The organism is Pseudomonas sp. FP2338, from assembly GCF_030687515.1.
In the GTDB taxonomy this organism is placed as follows: domain Bacteria; phylum Pseudomonadota; class Gammaproteobacteria; order Pseudomonadales; family Pseudomonadaceae; genus Aquipseudomonas; species Aquipseudomonas salomonii.
Map to the genome: position 1 here is coordinate 2,432,905 of NZ_CP117436.1, position 15,764 is coordinate 2,448,668.

Below are 15,764 nucleotides of genomic sequence, written 5' to 3' on the forward strand. Positions count from 1 at the left end.
GCCGAATACCTGTCTAGTTGATCTGCACCGAGCCGCCCTTGATGCGGTTGACCCCGCTGGAACGGCTGGAAAGGTAGGCGCCTTGGATAATCACTTTGCCCGCGCGGGTCAGGGTGATGCTGGCTTTGCCGCAACGCAGCACGATCTCGCGTTCGGCGCTTAATGCAAGGCACTGGTCATCCAACCGTACGCTGGCGACGGGAGCCGTTGAGGCCTGCGCGCTGAGCAGATGACCGATCACCAGCGGGTAAGCCGGGTCGCCGCCTTCGAACATCAGCGCCACTTGGCTGCCGATATCCGCCGGGCTCAGCCGTGCGGTGCAACGCGCGACGATGCCGCTGCGGCTCGGGCAACCCGGATAGGTGACCAAGGGCGCACCGGCGTGCGGAAGATCGAGCAGGGTGCCGATCACCACAGCGTCGATACGGGCCTGGGTGGGTAGCGGGTGCTGAACGGTCATATACGTACCTCCACTGTCCTAGTTCTGCAGGATCTTCTGCCCTTTGATCACCACGTTCTTGATGGCCTTGAGGCTGATGGCACCGGAACCGTTAAGGGTGATGTTCTTGCCGCGAATCATGATGGTCCCGTCCTTCTTCAGGGTGATGCTGGCCGCGCCGGTGGTCAGGCTGATGGAGTCGCCGGCGGTGAGTACAAAATGCTTGCCAACGTGCAGGGTGTCGTTCTGCTTGATGCCCGTGGAGCGGTTCTGGGCGACGTCGCGGGATTCGTTCTGGCCGATCAGGGTGCTTTGGTTACCGTTGATGCCGATGCCTTCGTTGCCGATGACCGTTTCGCCACGGTTGCCCGTGACGTGCAGGATCTCGTTGCCGCCCACGTCTTCGGTGCGGTTGCCGACGATGGTGATTTTTTCGTTGGCGCCGACCGTTTCCGTGCGGTCCGCGCCTATGGTGATGGTCTCGTTGCTACCCACCTGCTCGGTGCGATTGACGCCAATGGTGATGGTCTCGTTGCTGCCCACTTCTTCGGTACGGTTCACCCCGATGGTAATGGTTTCGTTGTTGCCCACGGTTTCAGTACGGTCGTGTTTGACGTGCACGGTCTCGTCGTTGTCGACGGTCTTGCTGCGGTCATGGCCGACCCAGTGGGTTTCGTCGTTCTCGACCTCGATGTCCTGGTTCTTCTCGGCGTGAATGAACAGTTGCTCCGCGCCTTTCTTGTCTTCCATGCGGATTTCATTGAAGTTGGCCGGTGAGCCATCCTTGCTTGAACGGCTTTTCACCCCGCTTTGGGTGGCATTGGCCGGCAGCGCGTAGGGCACAGTCTGTTCGGCGTTGTAGACACGCCCGGTAATGATCGGGCGATCCGGATCACCTTCGAGAAAGCTGACGATCACTTCCTGTCCGATACGCGGGATGTGCATGGCCCCCCAGTTTTTGCCGGCCCACGCCTGGGACACGCGAATCCAGCAGGAGCTGTTTTCGTTGGAGTGGTCGTGGCGATCCCAGTGGAAATGCACTTTGACCCGGCCGTATTGGTCGGTCCAGATCTCCTCGCCACCGGGGCCGACCACCACGGCGGTCTGCGGCCCGCGCACGATGGGTTTGGGGGTGAGCGGGAGAGGGCGAAAGACTTGGCTAGCGTCCATGCAGTCGAGCTCACTGATGAACTGTTCGGCCAAGGTTGCCTGCCCGCTTTCATAGGGGTCCTGGCGGATTTGATAACGTGCGAGCACCGCCAGGTATTCGCGGTTCTGGTCTGTACGGTCGTAGCCGGTCAGGTTGAACAGATGGCCGCAGCCCAGGCCGCGGGCACAGCCGCGTAACTGCACACGCTCGAACTGGCTGTGTATGGCTTCAATACGCGTTCGTGCATATTGCTCACCGTCGTTGCACTGGACGTATTCGCCCGGGTAGTCGTAGAGCGCATGATCGGCGTTGCTGTGGCTGCGCGGCACAATGGAGCGCACTTCCAGGCTGGCGCGCGGGCGTTGAAAGTCATAGTCGTTCAGCGCCAGCGAACCGGGTTGTACTTCTTGCGCCATTTGCCAATCGTAGAAGTGATCGCGCTCGCGCATTTGCTGGTCGGCAGGGTAGAAGGGCACCGAGGCGTAGTCCGGCGCCGTGGAGTGGGCACCATAAGCGTCGGCTAACACCAGTACATGGCGGGTCTTTTCATGGCGAAAGTAATAATAGATGCCTTCCTGCTCCATCAGCCGGCTGACGAAGTCGAAGCTGGTTTCGCGGTACTGCACGCAATACTCCCACTCGCGGTAGGTGCCGCTCAGGCCGTCTTCAAAATCGGAGAACCCGAGGTCGCGAAAGACCTCCTTGATGATGTCCGGCACCGTTTTGTTCTGGAAAATCCGGCAGTCCGAGGTGCGCGTGAGTAGCCAGAACCAAGGCCGCAGGCTGACGCGGTAACCCGCAAACTGGCCGTGACCGGTTTTTTGCCGGCAACTGCTGGCAATGCCGTGGAAGTAGCGTTGGGCGCCGCCGTACAGTTCCAGGGTCAGGCCGATGGGCTTGCCTAGTATCTGATCGAACTGGATAGCTCGGTCTTCGCAGGTCAGTTCCAACTCATAGTGGAATAGGCGCCCCAGCTCTTCGCTGCCTGTCATGCTCTGCAGCAGCAGGACATCGTTGCCCAGAGGGCTGTCGACCTGTGCCAGCCGGGTGTTTTGCGTGATTGCCATGAACGCCTTCCTTTGGCTCGTGTTCGGGCTTTAAAAATTGCAGCGCCTTGTCCCGCTGGCGGGAATGCATGCCGGGCAGCGACTCACCTTGGGCATGCAGAAGATCCTGTTCATCCCGTAAAGGTGGAGTATTAGAAACAGCCGATTCATGTTTGTCATGTCGGACGCTGCCGACGCGTTGCGTAGGACTTTAGCTGAAAAAAACGGTGTTGCTGGGGGTTCTTTCTCTGTGCCGTCCATGGTCACATTTCAAGGGGTGATCAAAGCTTCTGCGTGAGGGCGCCCAGCATCTGGTTGGCCGTGGAAATCACTTTTGAGTTCATTTCATAGGCGCGTTGTGTGGTGATCATATTCACCCTCTCTTCGACGGTGCTCACGTTCGACGTTTCCAGCGTGCGTTGCAGGGCGGTGCCGAAGCCGTTGACCGCCAGGTCCAGGGTTGCCCGGTGGTCTGCAAGCTGCCGGCACTGAAGTTTTTCTGGGGGCCGACGATGTGCACACCGGTGCCCAACTGCAGCCCGGATGGCAGCTCACTGTCCTGTGTCGACTTCGCGCCAGGCTGGCGCTTGATCTGGTAGAGCAGGTCCTGGAACTCGGCGCGATCACGTTTGAACCCGGTGGTGGAGACGTTCGCCAGGTTGTTGGAAAGGGTCGTCAACTGAGTGTCCTGGGCAGACAGGCCGGTTTTTGCGACGTACAGGGCAGGAATCATGGGCTCTCCAGGTAAGTTGCGCTCTGCGGGCAAATCGCGCTCAGCGGGGCATACGGGTGAGCGCGATTGTGCGCAACCAACGTGCGCTTTCATGGGAGGTTTTGTGGAGCCACGATGGAGGCGGGCAATAATGTGCCCGTCGCACTTATTTCAACTCAGGCTCAATCAGGCCGGCCACGCCACGCACGATAACCTCCGGGTAGCTGTGTTCTGAATCGAGGTTAGTCAACACCACCACAGTCAACTTGTCGTCGATAAACCGAGCGAGGTGCGACGTGAAGCCTTGCCAGGCGCCACCGTGCTCGACCACCCGATGGCCGTTGATCGAGCGGATTTCCCAGCCAAACCCATAGCCCTCGGCGTGTTGCTTGCCGGCGTAGGGGTAGGGCGTCCACATTTTTTGCAGCGAGGCTTTGGTCAGCAGGGTTTCGCCATAGAGGGCGCGGTCCCAGCGCGCGATATCGCGCACGGTGAAGTACAGCGTGCCGTCTGCCGTGGCATTAAACGTAGGCGACACCCATTCCTGGTTCTTGAGCACGCCGTCGTCGTTTTCGTAACCGGACGCCCGGTTCGGCACGATATCGAGGTCGGAAATGACCCGTGACGCACTCATGCCCAACGGCGTGAAAATATGCTGCCGCAGAAACTCGCCATACGGCTGCCCGCTGACACGGTGGATCAGGATGCCGAGCAACATAAAGTTGGAGTTTTGGTAAGCCCAGCTGTCACCCGCCTTGAAGTCCAAGGGCAACGTGGCAAGGGCTGCTGCCAACTCGGCTTCGCAATAGTCACGGCGTATGTCCAGTGGGCCGCCGGGCTTTTGCAGCGCCGGCGTGTCATAAGCGGGCAGGCCGGAGGTGTGCGATAGCAGGTTGGCAACCTTTATCGGCGTCCACCCGGCCGGCGCTTCGGGGAAGTACTCGATGATGCTGTCATCCAGGCGGACTTTGCCTTGCTCCACCAGCATCATCACCGCCGTTGCGGTGAAGGACTTACCCACCGAGCCGGACTGCAGCACGCTGTCTGCGCTCATCGGCACATTGAGCTCGACGTTCGCCAGGCCATAGCCCTTGGCGAGTACGACGCGGCCGTTTCGATAAATCCCCAAGGCCAGCCCCGGCAAGCCCTGCCGGGTCATTTCGGCGGCGACATAGCGGTCAACGGCCATGCTTTGTTCGCGGCTGAGGGCTGCTGCATCCACCGCCGCAGCCATTGAAGAGGACATCATCAGGATGCTCGCCGTTAGGGTTCGAAACATAAAAACCTCAAGCCTTTATCGCCGTCTCTGGACGCTCAGTGTACCCAATGGGTATGGAGCTTCATGGGAGATTTCATGGCGCCGGCGTGGATGAAACAGGCGGATTGACGATCAATACACAAAAGTCCAATATGGAATTATAAGTACAAAAAGCCTATGCCTTTCTTTCTTCACGCTTGCCAAACCAACAACAACTTGCGAGATAACGACCATGAAGAAACCCGCGCTGATCACTGCACTGGCCCTGGGCCTGTTGGCTTCAAGCCATGTGCTGGCCGCTGAGAAAACTTTGCGTATCGGCATTGAAGCGGCCTACCCGCCGTTCGCCTCCAAGACCCAGGAAGGCAAGATCGTCGGCTTCGACTACGACATCGGTAACGCCTTGTGCGCGCAGATGAAGGTCAAGTGCGTGTGGGTGGAAGGTGAGTTCGACGGCCTGATTCCTTCGCTTAAAGTGAAGAAAATCGACATGGCCCTGTCGTCCATGACCATCAACGAAGACCGCAAGAAGTCGGTAGATTTCACCCACAAGTATTACTTCACCTCGTCGCGCCTGGTGATGAAGGACGGCGCGGTGGTGGATGACCAGTACGCCAGCCTCAAGGGCAAGACCATTGGCGTGCAGCGCGCCACCACCACCGACCGCTATGCCACCGAGGTGTTCGAGCCCAAGGGTATCAACGTCAAGCGTTACAGCAATAACGAAGAGATCTACATGGATTTGGCCTCGGGGCGCCTGGATGCGATTTTTGCCGATACCATCCCGTTGAGTGACTTCCTGTCGATGCCACGCGGCAAGGGCTATGCGTTTGTCGGGCCGGAACTCAAGGACCCCAAATACGTGGGCGAGGGTGCCGGGATCGCGGTGCGAAAGGGCAATACCGAACTGGTCAGCGCGTTGAATACGGCCATCGACGGCATCCGCGCAAATGGCGAGTATCAGAAGATTTCACAGCAGTATTTCAAGTCCGATATCTACGGCGACTGAGCGTGAAACAGCAACAGTAGAGCCATACTCGGTCAACTGTGGGAGCTGGCTTGTGTGGGAGCTGGCTTCCACAGTTGATCAGCGGTGTTCCAAGACGGGTTGCTCAGCCCTTCAATTCCTTGAGGTGCTTGTACACCGTCGCCCGCCCCATCCCCAGCACATTCGCCACATAGTTCGACGCGCTCTTGCCCTTGAACGCGCCCTCGGCATGCAACGCCAGCACCAGTTCACGCTTATGGTCGCGGGTCAGCAGGTTCAGGCTCAGCTGACGCTCACGCATCCAGGCATGCAAGAAAGTGTTGATGCGCTCCTGCCAGTCATCACGAAACAGTGAATCCGGCTGCGGGATCAGCTTGCTCGGTGACAGGAACAGGTCCAGTGCCGCCTTGGCGTTTTCGAACAGCGAGATATTCAGGTTGATACACAGCACCGCCAGCCGACGACCTGTGTGGTCATGCAACACCGTGCTCAGGCTGCGGATTTTCTGGCCGTCCCAGTTGAGCTTTTCATACGGGCCGATATTCACTTCGCGGATGTCATCGCTGAGCATGTCCTCCAGCGACGAGTCGTCACCAATGGCCCGTTTCGACAGGTTGTTGGCGATGTAATCGACCTTTTGCGTGCGCAAGTCATGCAGCACCACTTCGGCGTGGGGAAAGAACAGCGTGGCGATCGCATCGGCGATCGCCCGGAAGTTCTGCACAACGTTTTCTTGTTCGGCAATGCTCATCAATGCGGCTCCAGGCGGACGGGCGAGAGCATACCAGCGTCCAGGCCAAACCGTGTCAGTGGCTCCGGCAAAGGCGCGCCACGCACCAGCGCCGCGCTGGCCTGGCCCATGGCCGGTGAGGTCTGGATGCCATAACCGCCTTGCGCCGCCACCCAGAACAGCCCCGGCACCTGCGGGTCAAAGCCCGCGAGCAAATCACCATCAGGCACAAAACTGCGCAGCCCGGCCCAGGTGCGGGTCGGGCGGCGGATGGTCAACGTGGTGGCTTCTTCGATCTGGTAGATGCCCATGGCAATATCCAGCTCTTCGGGCTGTACATCCTGGGGTTCGACCGGGTCAGCGTTGGCGGGCGAGCCGAGGAACATGCCTGCATCGGGCTTCATGTAGAAGGCTTCGTCGAGCGCCACCAGCATCGGCCACGCATGCGTGTCGACGCCCTCTGGCCCGGCGAAGATAAACGCCGAACGCCGCTTGGGCTGCAGGCCGATGGACGCCGCGCCGGCGAGCCCGCCGATATGATCGGCCCAGGCGCCGGCGGCGTTGATAATGATCGGCGCGGTGTAGGTCGCGTCCTGGGTGCGCACCTGCCACAGGCCGTCGGCGTCACGGCTCAGGCCCAGCACATGGCTGTCGGTACGCACTTCGCCGTGGTGGCGGCGGATACCGCGCAAATAGCCCTGGTGCAGGGCATCGGTGTCGATGTCGCTGGCGGTCGGGTCGAAGATGGCGCCGTGGACTTTTTCGCGACGCAAAATCGGCAAGCGTGCGCACGCCTCATCGACATTTAGCCGTTCCACCTGCGCCACAGTGGCCTTGGCGCTCTGGTATTGGCGCTCCAGTTCCGCCGGGTCGCCGCTGAAGTCCACGGTGATCTCCCCGCGTGGCGTCAGCAAAGGGTGTTCACAGAAGCCTGCCGGCGGGTTATCAAAAAATGCACGGCTGGCCAGGGTCAACGCGCGCACCTGCGGCGTGCCATAGGCCGCAGTATAGAGCGCCGCCGAGCGCCCGGTGGAGTGATAGGCCGGGTGGTTTTCGCGCTCCAGCACCAACACTTTGCCATGCTGCGACAACCAGAACCCAGTGGATGCACCGGCAATGCCGCCGCCGATGATGATGAAGTCTGCATGGCTCATAAACATCTCCTTAAACAATGATTAGCGCTGGGTTAGGTACAAGGCATTGGCCAGTGCGACATCTTCCAGGCCCAGGCCGATCGAGCGGAAAAACACGTGGCGGTCATACTCCGGGCGCTGCGCCATGTCACAGAGCAACTCCGGCAGGTCGCCGACCATGGCGCGCTTGTCCCAACCGTATTGCTCGGCGGCGATCAGCATTTCCCCGGCCGCGCCCGGCGTGGTCTGGCGATAGTCACAGAACACGTGCATACCTCGCAGGCTGGCGGGTGGCACTTCATGGGCGCGTGGCGCATTGGTGCTGATGGAGGTGATCAGCGCGGGTTTGCGCAAACGCGCCGGGTCGAGCACCGGGCCGGCCGATGAGGTACACAGCAAGATCACATCGGCATCTTCCACGGCGCTGTCACAGCTGTCGGCCAGGGTCAGGCGTGGGTCCAGGCCTTTGAGGTGGGCGAGGGTGTCGGCGTTGGCACGGCCCAGGCTCGGTGAATACAGGCGGATGTGCTGCCAGTCGCGCAGATTACGCACGTAGTGCAGGTGCGCCTGGGCCACCTTGCCACTGCCGATAATCGCCAGGCGCCGCGCGGCTGCAGGCGCGAGCACGTCCACCGCCAATGCGGTGGTGGCAGCGGTGCGCGCGGTGGTCAGCTCGGCCGCATCGCACAGCAACAGCGGCTGGCCGGTGTGCATCGACATCAACAGGGTCCAGGCCGTCACCAGCGGGCCTTGCTCGCGCACGATATAGGGCGACGTCTTGACCCCATACACGCCCTCGTCGGCCAGCACGCCCAGGTAGTTGATAAAGTCGCCGGCCCCGTACGGGAACTCCACCAGCTGTTGCGCCGGCTGCACGGCCAGCCCGGCCGCCAGGTCGCGGAACAGCTTGTGCAGGATGTGGGGCACATCGACCTGGGCAAGCAATTCACGGGCCTGGGCCTGATTTATGACAAGAGGCGTGCTGGACATGGCAATCTCCGCAGATAAACTAATTTGTCCATTATGGACTTTTAGTTCTGTAGAGCAATATCCAAGCACAGATTTAGGGTGCACCGGCAAGCGCAGGTGTCCAACTGACAGAACCGAGCAAATGTGGGAGCGGGCTTGCTCGCGAATGCGGTGGTTCAGTCAGCATCTATGTGTCTGACCCACCGCATTCGCGAGCAAGCCCGCTCCCACAGTTTTTATTGTGTTCAGGCAGGCGGGGCTGTGGGTTTAAGGCACTCGATGGAACGGTCCACGGTGGTCTTGGCCATCTCCAGCAAATGCCACACCGCCAGAATCTTCGCGCGCTGCGGGCTGGCCAGCAAATCACCGCAATTGAGTGCGGTAGCGCAAGCACTGTCGAGCAAGCTGGCGGTGTAGAGCAGGGCGTCTTCGAAGCTCAAATCTTCGATTTGAACACCGTTGGAGGGTAGGTAATGGTCAATGGCGCGGTTGAAGGCGGCGCGGTCTTTGGTGGTGTTGCGGGGTGGATCGGGGACGACTTTTTTCATGGTGTAACTCCACATGGTTGGAGCCGACACTTGTCGCGACTAAACGAGGGTGGCAGCTGTACGCAGGTTAGTCGACCGGTCACATGGAAAACCGGCGCACCCGAAGGCGCCCTACGCACAGCCACCATAAAACTTCACGGAGGACCATGCGCCATGTAAGACCCGAGCGACTAAACCCGATCACTGATAAGCAGTGACGGATCGCAGACTAGCCATCGATTCCAACAGGCACAAGGCGGCAAGGATTGTCTAGGAAACGTCCTGCAATTTAAAGAGACGCGCCCTGCTGGCCCTTTAAAAACCATGACCAAATGCCACTAATCTCGCCACAGATCGTTCCCAAGCGGGAGCGTGGGAACGATCTAACTGACAGAACCGACCAAATGTGGGAGCGGGCTTGCTCGCGAATGCGGTGGGTCAGTCAGCATCTATGTGTCTGGCCTACCGCATTCGCGAGCAAGCCCGCTCCCACAGTTTTGATTGTGTTCAGGCCGGCGGGGTTGCGGATTGTTAGCGCATGTGCAGGATAATCGGGCTGCTGCTCGCCGGGTCGGTATGCCCGCGCAGCTTGTTCACCGCCGCAGCGTCCACCGCGCCGCCGTTGTTGCCCCATGTGCCGCGCACGTAGCTCAACACCTGGGCGATTTCCTGGTCGGACAGTTGCTCGCGGAACGCTGGCATGCGGTACGCATCCGGCACACCGGCGGTCACGATGCGTTGCGAGCCGTTGAGGGTGATGTTGATTGCCGAGGCGCTTTCCTTGGCCAAGGCTGAGGTGGCACCGGCCAAAGGCGGCATCCACTCCGGCTGGCCTTTGCCGTCCAGGCCGTGGCAGGAGGCGCAGCGGGTGGCGTAGGTGTGGGCGCCTGGGGCGCTGGCGTCGGCGGCAACCGCTTGGTATTGCCACGGCGAACCGTCACGCTGCGGGTCGCCCGGCAGCGATTTGAGGTAACGCGCAATGGCGGCCAGGTCGTCGTCCTGCATGAACTGCGTGGAGTTGTTGAACGCCTCGGTCATCGAGCCATACACCACCGCGTGTTTATTACGGCCGGTCTTGAGGAACTGCACAATCTCCGGCTCGCTCCAGCGGCCCAGGCCGGTGTTGTGGTCCTGGCGCAGGCTGGGTGCATACCAACCGTCGAGCAGGGCACCGGCGAGGAACGGCGCGCCGGATTCGTCCAATGCCTTCTCGTTAAACGCCAGCCCACGCGGCGTGTGGCAACTGCCGCAATGGCCGGGGCCTTGGACGATATAGGCGCCACGGTTCCACAACGCGTCCTGCTCGGGTTTGGCGGCATAGGTTTTAGTCGGCGCGAACACACCGTTCCACAGTGCGATAGGCCAGCGCATGTTCAGTGGCCACGGAATGCTGCTGGGGATGTTCGGCTCGCTGGCCGGTTGCACGCCTTGCATGAAAAACGCATACAGCGCACGCATATCATCGTCGCTGAGTTTTACGTAGGACGGGTAGGGCATGGCCGGGTAGAGCCGTCGCCCACCCGGCGCCACGCCGTGGCGAACTGCGCGGTCGAAGTCAGCCAGGCTGTAGGTGCCGATGCCGACGTTCTTGTCTGGCGTGATATTGGTGGCATGAATGGCGCCCAGCGGCGTGGCCATTTCCAGGCCGCCGGCAAAGGGGGCCTTGCCCGGCAGGCTGTGGCAGGCCACGCAATCACTGACGCGAGCGACGTATTCGCCACGGCTGACCAGTGTCGGGTCGGCGGTGGCGTTGGCCTGTTCAAACGGCGAAGCAGGTTGACGGGTAACGTACCAGGCCAGCAGGCCGGCGGCGACTGCGCCGGCCAGCACCAGCCAGCCAGCGGTTCTAGCCAATCGTTGGTTGTTCATGGGCGTTCCTTGTCGGTCAGGCGAAGGTGTAGCGGCTCAAGGGCAGGCTGCGGATGCGCTGGCCGGTCAAGTGCGCCACCGCATTGGCCACGGCAGGCGCCACTGCGGGCAGCGGCGGCTCGCCGATACCGCCCATCTTTTCGCCGCTCTCGACGATCTTTACGTGCACCTTGGCCATCCGCGAGGGTGGCAGGATCGGGTAAAGGTCGTAGTTGCGCGCCCGTGGTTTACCGTCCACGTACACCGCTTCTTCCACCAACGTTTGTGACAAGCCCAACGCTACGGCGCCATTGACCTGGGCCTCGATGATCGCCGGGTTGACGATGCTGCCAGGGTCAATCGCTTCCCAGATGTGATGCACCTTGACCTGGCCGTTTTCGATCGACACTTCGGCAACCACCGCCGCGTGCGAGCCAAAGGGCGAGGCCATGGCCACGCCGCGGGCGCGGCGGCTGCCGTCTTCGGCGGTGTAGGGGCCACGCTTCCAGCCACCGGACAACTCGCCCACGGCTTGCAGCAAGGTGGTCAGGCGTTTGTTGTCGCGCAGCAGGTGCAGGCGCAACTCGTACGGGTCATGGCCACCTTTGTCGGCCAGTTCATCGAGGAAAGCTTCGTAGAAAAAGTCATTCAGCGAGTTGCCCACGGAACGCCAGTAGCCAAGCATGGTCGGGCCTTTGACGTAGATCTGGGCGATGCGTTTGTTGGGAATCGCGTAGGACTTGCCCGACAACCCTTCAAGGGCCGTCGGGTCGATTTTGTCGCCCTGTTTGCCGGCGATGGCCTCGGAGGGGCCTTCGGTGGCGCTCACGGCTTCGATGGCCACCGGCAAGCCTTTGTCATCCAGCGCCGCGCGGAACTTGACCACCGCGACCGGGCGCAATACATCGCGCAGGAACTCTTCTTCACGGCTCCAGATCAACTTGACCGGGCGGCCCACGGCCTTGGCCAATGCGACGGCCTGCGGGTACGGGTTGGCCGAGTCGTACAGGAAGTGCCTGCCGAAAAAACCGCCCAGCAACGGCGAATGCAAGGTGATCTTCGACACGTCCAGCCCGGTGCGCTTGGCGATGTCGGCGCGGAACATGTCGGGTGCCTGGTTCGGCAGCCAGACTTCCAGCGTGCCGTCCGGGTTATAGCGCGCCAGGGCCGATGGCGGCTCCAGTTGGGCATGGTTGACGTACTGGTTGTGGTAGGTGGCTTCGACCTTGGTCTTGGCGTTTGCCAATGTGGCGTTGACGTCGCCTTCGTTTTCTTCGTCGCGGGCCGGGCCTTGCTGGGCGGCGAGGAAGTCACGGTATTTGTCGCTGGAAAAGTCCGCCGGCATGGCGCGCACTGTAGAGTCGGCGGCGGCTTCCAGCCATTCGACCTGAATAGCTTCTACTGCACGCTTGGCGTGCCACCAGCGCTCGGCCACCACGGCCACGGCGCCAGGCAATTGATGCACCGAGTGCACGCCTTTCATGGCTTCGACTTGGGACTGATTGCGCAGGCTGCCCACGGTCATGCCCAGGCGCGGCGCATGCTGCACGGCGGCGTGGAGCATGCCGTCGACCTTGAGGTCGATGCTGTATTGCGCCTTGCCGGTAGATTTGTCGTAGGCATCCAGGCGTTTGACCGGCTTGCCGATCCAGCGGAACTGGCTTGGGTCGCGCAGGGTGATAGTGGACGGGTCAGGCACCGGCATGTCGAGGGCGCGGCTGGCCAGTTCGCCGTAGCCCAGCGAGCGGCCGGAGGCGGCGTGTACTACGCGGCCGGGGGTGGTGGTCAGTTGTGCGACCGGCACGCCCAGTTGCTCGGCGCCGGCTTGCAACAGCATGGCGCGGGCGAGGGCGCCCAGGCGGCGCATGGTCGGGTAACTCATGCGCACCGACATGCTGCCGCCGGTGATGCGCATGCCGTTTTCCATCACCACATAGGCATCGCCCGGTGGCGCGGCCTCGACGACAAAGGTGGCAGGGTCGGCGTCCAGTTCTTCACCGACAATTTGCGCCATGGCGGTGTGGGTGCCTTGGCCGCCTTCCATAAAGGGGCTGAGCAGGCGCACCGTGCCGTCCGGGCGAATCTCGAGAAACGCCGGCACCTGCGTGCCGCGCTCCGTAGGGTTGGCAGTGGCCGCGAAGGCGCGGCCGCCACCCAGCGGCAGGCCGAAACCAATCACCAGTGCGCCCACGGCGGTGCTGGCCAGAAAACGTCGGCGCGACAGGTTGACCGGGTCGCCCAGGGCCACATCCAGCAGTTCGTTGCGCGTATTCATCAGGCGCGCTCCTTCTGCTTGGCCAAGTCATACATGGCGGTGTGGATGGCGTTATAAGTGCCGCAGCGGCACAGGTTGACCATCGCGGCATCAATTTGCGCAACCGTCGGCGCGGCGGTGTGCTTGAGCAGCGCCGTGGCCGCCATCACTTGCCCGGACTGGCAATAACCGCATTGCGCCACCTGATGTTCGACCCAGGCGGCGACCACCTGCTTGCCCACCGCATCGTCCTCAATGGCCTCGATGGTCGTGACCTCGCGGCCGACCACACCCGCCACCGGGGTAACGCAGGAGCGCACCACATTGCCGTCCACCAGCACCGAACACGCACCGCACTGGGCCAGGCCACAGCCGTACTTGGTGCCCGTCATGCCGAGGTCGTCGCGGATCACCCACAGCAGCGGCGTGTCGGCGTCGGCATCGACCTGGTAGGTCTTTTGGTTGATACGTAATTCCATGGCGGGTTTACCTGCTGATCATCGGTGGGTGGTGCTGAGCTCTTTTGAGCTCTTATAAGAAGAGTGGGACTTGTGGCCCATCGTTGCACTCTAGACCACGGCGCAAAAGCTATCTATCCACCAGTCGATAAGTCGGAGGATCAGGCAAGTATTTCGCAGGAATGCACTACCTGGCGCGTAGGCAACCTCTGATCCGACCCGGCTCGCCGCACTTTTTTTGATTCTCCTGATCTACCCCTGTCACGACCCCACTCATTCAGAGTGTGGGCAGCACAATCAGACCCGGTGCCGATGGATCGAACGTCACATATTTGTATCTCCCGCTGGCCGTTGTTTTTGGCGGTTCTTTTGGCACTGTTTGCCAGCGGTTGCAGCCAGCAGCAGGGCCGCGATATCGCCAGCCAGTTCAGCAATGGCAGGCCCGATGAGTTCTTTCAGACCAGCGTCGACCGCATGGCAACCTTGAGCATGCGCGACAACCTGCAAAGCCTGTATCTGTTGATGAGCAAGCTATACCTGCGCAACCCCAGCCAGTGGCGCCAATCCGGTTACCCGGATGCGGTGAGCGCCGCGCGCGAAATCCGCCAAGCCATCGAGCAGCAAAAACCGCTGCCGGCACTGGGCGAGCGGCGCGATCTCGCGGCCTTGAGTTACTCGTTGAGCCCGGATTTTAAAGGCGACCGGGTCGGCGCGTTTATCTACGCGATCGGCAGCATGCTGGTGACCGCCCATGGCGGCCGCACCCAGTTTTATATGACCGACTCGATCAACCCGCAGTTTGTCAGCAACGCCGCACGTAATATCGAGAAAGCCACCTGGCTGCTCAGCCAGCGCCAGGACGCCAACGGGGTGTTGCTGCTGTTTTCCAACGAGATATCGGAGGAGGGCAGCAACCTCAGCTTTGCGGTCGAGTTCGGCAAAGTGGTTGCGCGCCTGGACCTGCTCGCGCAGATGCTCGATGAACGCTACCGACGTGTGGCGCTCAACTATGCGCAGAGTTTGCTGCTGATGAATTTCTTGCCGGTGCAGTAATGTAGGTACGGTATTTCCCTTTCAGGTGTAGGAAGCGGCCTATCTTAAGCCCCCACGCTTGAAACACCCCTCGGTGGGCAATAGCCTCGGGCTTTTCTCAACGGATGAGTGCCTACCTTGGGTAAGCGTAAAACGGTTTGGCCTACGGATCGCGAAGTTCGCCTGCGATTTATTCTCTTTGCGGTAATCGATGTGGCAAGCGCCCAAGGCGTTCCTGCCGAGGTGTTATTGACCGCACATAAACTGCTGCGTGACTCGCCGGCGGAGTCTCAGTTACGCAAAGCCCTGGCCGAGATCCTGGCATGCGATGAAATGGCGGGGTTCAGTTTCCCCAGGGGGTCTGAGGCGGATGACTTTATGCGCACGATCGAACCGCTGACGGACGAGACCGATTACCGGGTTTTGCCCTCGGGTTAGATCGTTTATTTCCTTAAGTGAGGTCGCAAGGCTTTAATCGCATATCCATGCTGACGTTTATGCGGTGTCAGTAGCGGCTTTAAACGTCTTTGCAGCGATGCGTCTGTTATCACGTAAAGCGTCGCTGTCTTGGTCACCCAAGCAAGCTCCCGAACAGCCGTTTGTGCTGCTCTGCCGTCGTCTTGCGCCGTCGCTCGGTGTCTCTAGAATCGGCGCCAGAACTTAGCCATTTCCTGTCGATTACGGAGTTTCGAACATGATGAACGCAATGCAGATGCCGATGAACACATCCATGCCAATGATGCCGATGATGGGCATGCCGATGATGATGGCGACCATGAAGTGCGAAATGGCGGGTGATGCCATGATGTGCACCATGAAGCCGGCGGCCGGTATGGACATGGCGCAGTTCAAGACCAACGCCGAGATGATGGCGATGATGATGAACTGCGGCATGCCGATGATGATGCAGTGCGCAAACATGTCGATGCTGTGCATGTCGGCCGATGCCATGAAGATGATGGCTGACATGAACATGCCGATGATGACCATGGGCATGTCGATGCCGATGATGAAGTGCATGATGGAATGCACCCTGATGAGCGACAGCATGATGTGCAAAATGATGCCGATGCCAGGCATGAGCATGGCCATGATGGAAAACTGCTGCATGCTCATGAACACGCTGATGAACGACTGCGCCATGCCGATGATGATGAGCTGCAACGGCATGCCGATGATGTGCTGCACCTGCTGACCGCTCGCCAATAAAAAGCCCCGAC

General features: G+C 60.8%; 14 protein-coding genes and 1 pseudogene. 3 read left to right on the top strand and 12 right to left on the bottom strand.

Going from position 1 to position 15,764, the window contains the following annotated elements:
• Window positions 1–13: 13 nt before the first annotated feature.
• The 4 genes and pseudogenes from PSH96_RS11200 to PSH96_RS11220 all read right to left on the bottom strand — a co-directional run bounded on the left by PSH96_RS11200 (window position 14) and on the right by PSH96_RS11220 (window position 4,626).
• Complete coding sequence (locus PSH96_RS11200) at window positions 14–460, bottom strand: DUF6484 domain-containing protein (RefSeq protein ID WP_056857956.1); 447 nt, start codon at window positions 458–460, stop codon at window positions 14–16.
• Between the two features lie 18 nt (window positions 461–478).
• Complete coding sequence (locus PSH96_RS11205) at window positions 479–2,656, bottom strand: type VI secretion system Vgr family protein (RefSeq protein WP_305459246.1); 2,178 nt, start codon at window positions 2,654–2,656, stop codon at window positions 479–481.
• A gap of 260 nt (window positions 2,657–2,916) precedes the next feature.
• Window positions 2,917–3,368: pseudogene (locus PSH96_RS11215) on the bottom strand (flagellar hook-basal body complex protein).
• Window positions 3,369–3,513: 145 nt separating this feature from the next.
• Window positions 3,514–4,626: a serine hydrolase gene (locus tag PSH96_RS11220; RefSeq protein ID WP_305459248.1), complete on the bottom strand. Its 1,113-nt coding sequence runs from the start codon at window positions 4,624–4,626 to the stop codon at window positions 3,514–3,516.
• Window positions 4,627–4,837: 211 nt separating this feature from the next.
• Between PSH96_RS11220 and PSH96_RS11225 the strand changes: the two genes are divergently transcribed.
• A complete protein-coding gene (locus tag PSH96_RS11225; RefSeq protein ID WP_305459250.1) occupies window positions 4,838–5,614 on the top strand; it encodes an ABC transporter substrate-binding protein in 777 nt (258 codons plus the stop codon).
• A 103-nt stretch (window positions 5,615–5,717) separates the two neighbouring features.
• Here PSH96_RS11225 and PSH96_RS11230 read toward each other — a convergent pair whose 3' ends face one another.
• From PSH96_RS11230 to PSH96_RS11260, 7 genes are all read right to left on the bottom strand, one after another.
• Window positions 5,718–6,344 carry a transcriptional regulator gene (locus tag PSH96_RS11230; protein ID WP_305459252.1) on the bottom strand — a complete coding sequence of 209 codons (627 nt, stop codon included), beginning with the start codon at window positions 6,342–6,344 and terminating at the stop codon, window positions 5,718–5,720.
• The gene (locus PSH96_RS11235) at window positions 6,344–7,477 is read right to left on the bottom strand and encodes an FAD-binding oxidoreductase (protein WP_305459254.1); all 1,134 of its coding nucleotides are present in this window, start codon (window positions 7,475–7,477) and stop codon (window positions 6,344–6,346) included. Before PSH96_RS11235 ends, PSH96_RS11230 begins: the two co-directional genes overlap by 1 nt.
• Window positions 7,478–7,498: 21 nt before the next feature.
• Entirely contained in the window at window positions 7,499–8,446 is a 948-nt protein-coding gene (locus PSH96_RS11240) for an ornithine cyclodeaminase family protein (protein ID WP_305459257.1), read from the bottom strand.
• 224 nt (window positions 8,447–8,670) lie between these two features.
• Window positions 8,671–8,973: a hypothetical protein gene (locus PSH96_RS11245; RefSeq protein ID WP_305459259.1), complete on the bottom strand. Its 303-nt coding sequence runs from the start codon at window positions 8,971–8,973 to the stop codon at window positions 8,671–8,673.
• Window positions 8,974–9,483: 510 nt separating this feature from the next.
• A complete protein-coding gene (locus PSH96_RS11250; protein WP_305459260.1) occupies window positions 9,484–10,821 on the bottom strand; it encodes a cytochrome c in 1,338 nt (445 codons plus the stop codon).
• Window positions 10,822–10,837: 16 nt separating this feature from the next.
• Window positions 10,838–13,075, bottom strand: coding sequence for a molybdopterin cofactor-binding domain-containing protein (locus tag PSH96_RS11255; RefSeq protein ID WP_056857939.1), 2,238 nt, complete (start codon window positions 13,073–13,075; stop codon window positions 10,838–10,840).
• On the bottom strand, window positions 13,075–13,533 hold the full coding sequence (locus tag PSH96_RS11260) for a (2Fe-2S)-binding protein (protein ID WP_305459262.1): 459 nt from the start codon (window positions 13,531–13,533) through the stop codon (window positions 13,075–13,077). Before PSH96_RS11260 ends, PSH96_RS11255 begins: the two co-directional genes overlap by 1 nt.
• Window positions 13,534–13,824: 291 nt before the next feature.
• On the opposite strand from PSH96_RS11260, the gene PSH96_RS11265 reads away from it, so the two are divergent.
• A complete protein-coding gene (locus PSH96_RS11265) occupies window positions 13,825–14,565 on the top strand; it encodes a hypothetical protein (protein WP_305459264.1) in 741 nt (246 codons plus the stop codon).
• A 117-nt stretch (window positions 14,566–14,682) separates the two neighbouring features.
• Entirely contained in the window at window positions 14,683–14,982 is a 300-nt protein-coding gene (locus PSH96_RS11270; protein ID WP_305459266.1) for a hypothetical protein, read from the top strand.
• A 240-nt stretch (window positions 14,983–15,222) separates the two neighbouring features.
• On the opposite strand, the gene PSH96_RS11275 is transcribed toward PSH96_RS11270, so the two are convergent.
• Window positions 15,223–15,732 (bottom strand): hypothetical protein, encoded by a 510-nt coding sequence (locus tag PSH96_RS11275; RefSeq protein WP_305460041.1) that lies wholly within the window; start codon window positions 15,730–15,732, stop codon window positions 15,223–15,225.
• Between the last annotated feature and the right edge of the window lie 32 nt (window positions 15,733–15,764).

Coding starts and splice junctions, on each gene's coding strand:
- PSH96_RS11265 (WP_305459264.1), top strand. CDS start 13,825: ATGGATCGAACGTCACATATTTGTATCTCCCGCTGGCCGTTGTTTTTG.
- PSH96_RS11225 (WP_305459250.1), top strand. CDS start 4,838: ATGAAGAAACCCGCGCTGATCACTGCACTGGCCCTGGGCCTGTTGGCT.
- PSH96_RS11200 (WP_056857956.1), bottom strand. CDS start 460: ATGACCGTTCAGCACCCGCTACCCACCCAGGCCCGTATCGACGCTGTG.
- PSH96_RS11235 (WP_305459254.1), bottom strand. CDS start 7,477: ATGAGCCATGCAGACTTCATCATCATCGGCGGCGGCATTGCCGGTGCA.
- PSH96_RS11230 (WP_305459252.1), bottom strand. CDS start 6,344: ATGAGCATTGCCGAACAAGAAAACGTTGTGCAGAACTTCCGGGCGATC.
- PSH96_RS11260 (WP_305459262.1), bottom strand. CDS start 13,533: ATGGAATTACGTATCAACCAAAAGACCTACCAGGTCGATGCCGACGCC.
- PSH96_RS11250 (WP_305459260.1), bottom strand. CDS start 10,821: ATGAACAACCAACGATTGGCTAGAACCGCTGGCTGGCTGGTGCTGGCC.
- PSH96_RS11205 (WP_305459246.1), bottom strand. CDS start 2,656: ATGGCAATCACGCAAAACACCCGGCTGGCACAGGTCGACAGCCCTCTG.
- PSH96_RS11245 (WP_305459259.1), bottom strand. CDS start 8,973: ATGAAAAAAGTCGTCCCCGATCCACCCCGCAACACCACCAAAGACCGC.
- PSH96_RS11255 (WP_056857939.1), bottom strand. CDS start 13,075: ATGAATACGCGCAACGAACTGCTGGATGTGGCCCTGGGCGACCCGGTC.
- PSH96_RS11220 (WP_305459248.1), bottom strand. CDS start 4,626: ATGTTTCGAACCCTAACGGCGAGCATCCTGATGATGTCCTCTTCAATG.
- PSH96_RS11240 (WP_305459257.1), bottom strand. CDS start 8,446: ATGTCCAGCACGCCTCTTGTCATAAATCAGGCCCAGGCCCGTGAATTG.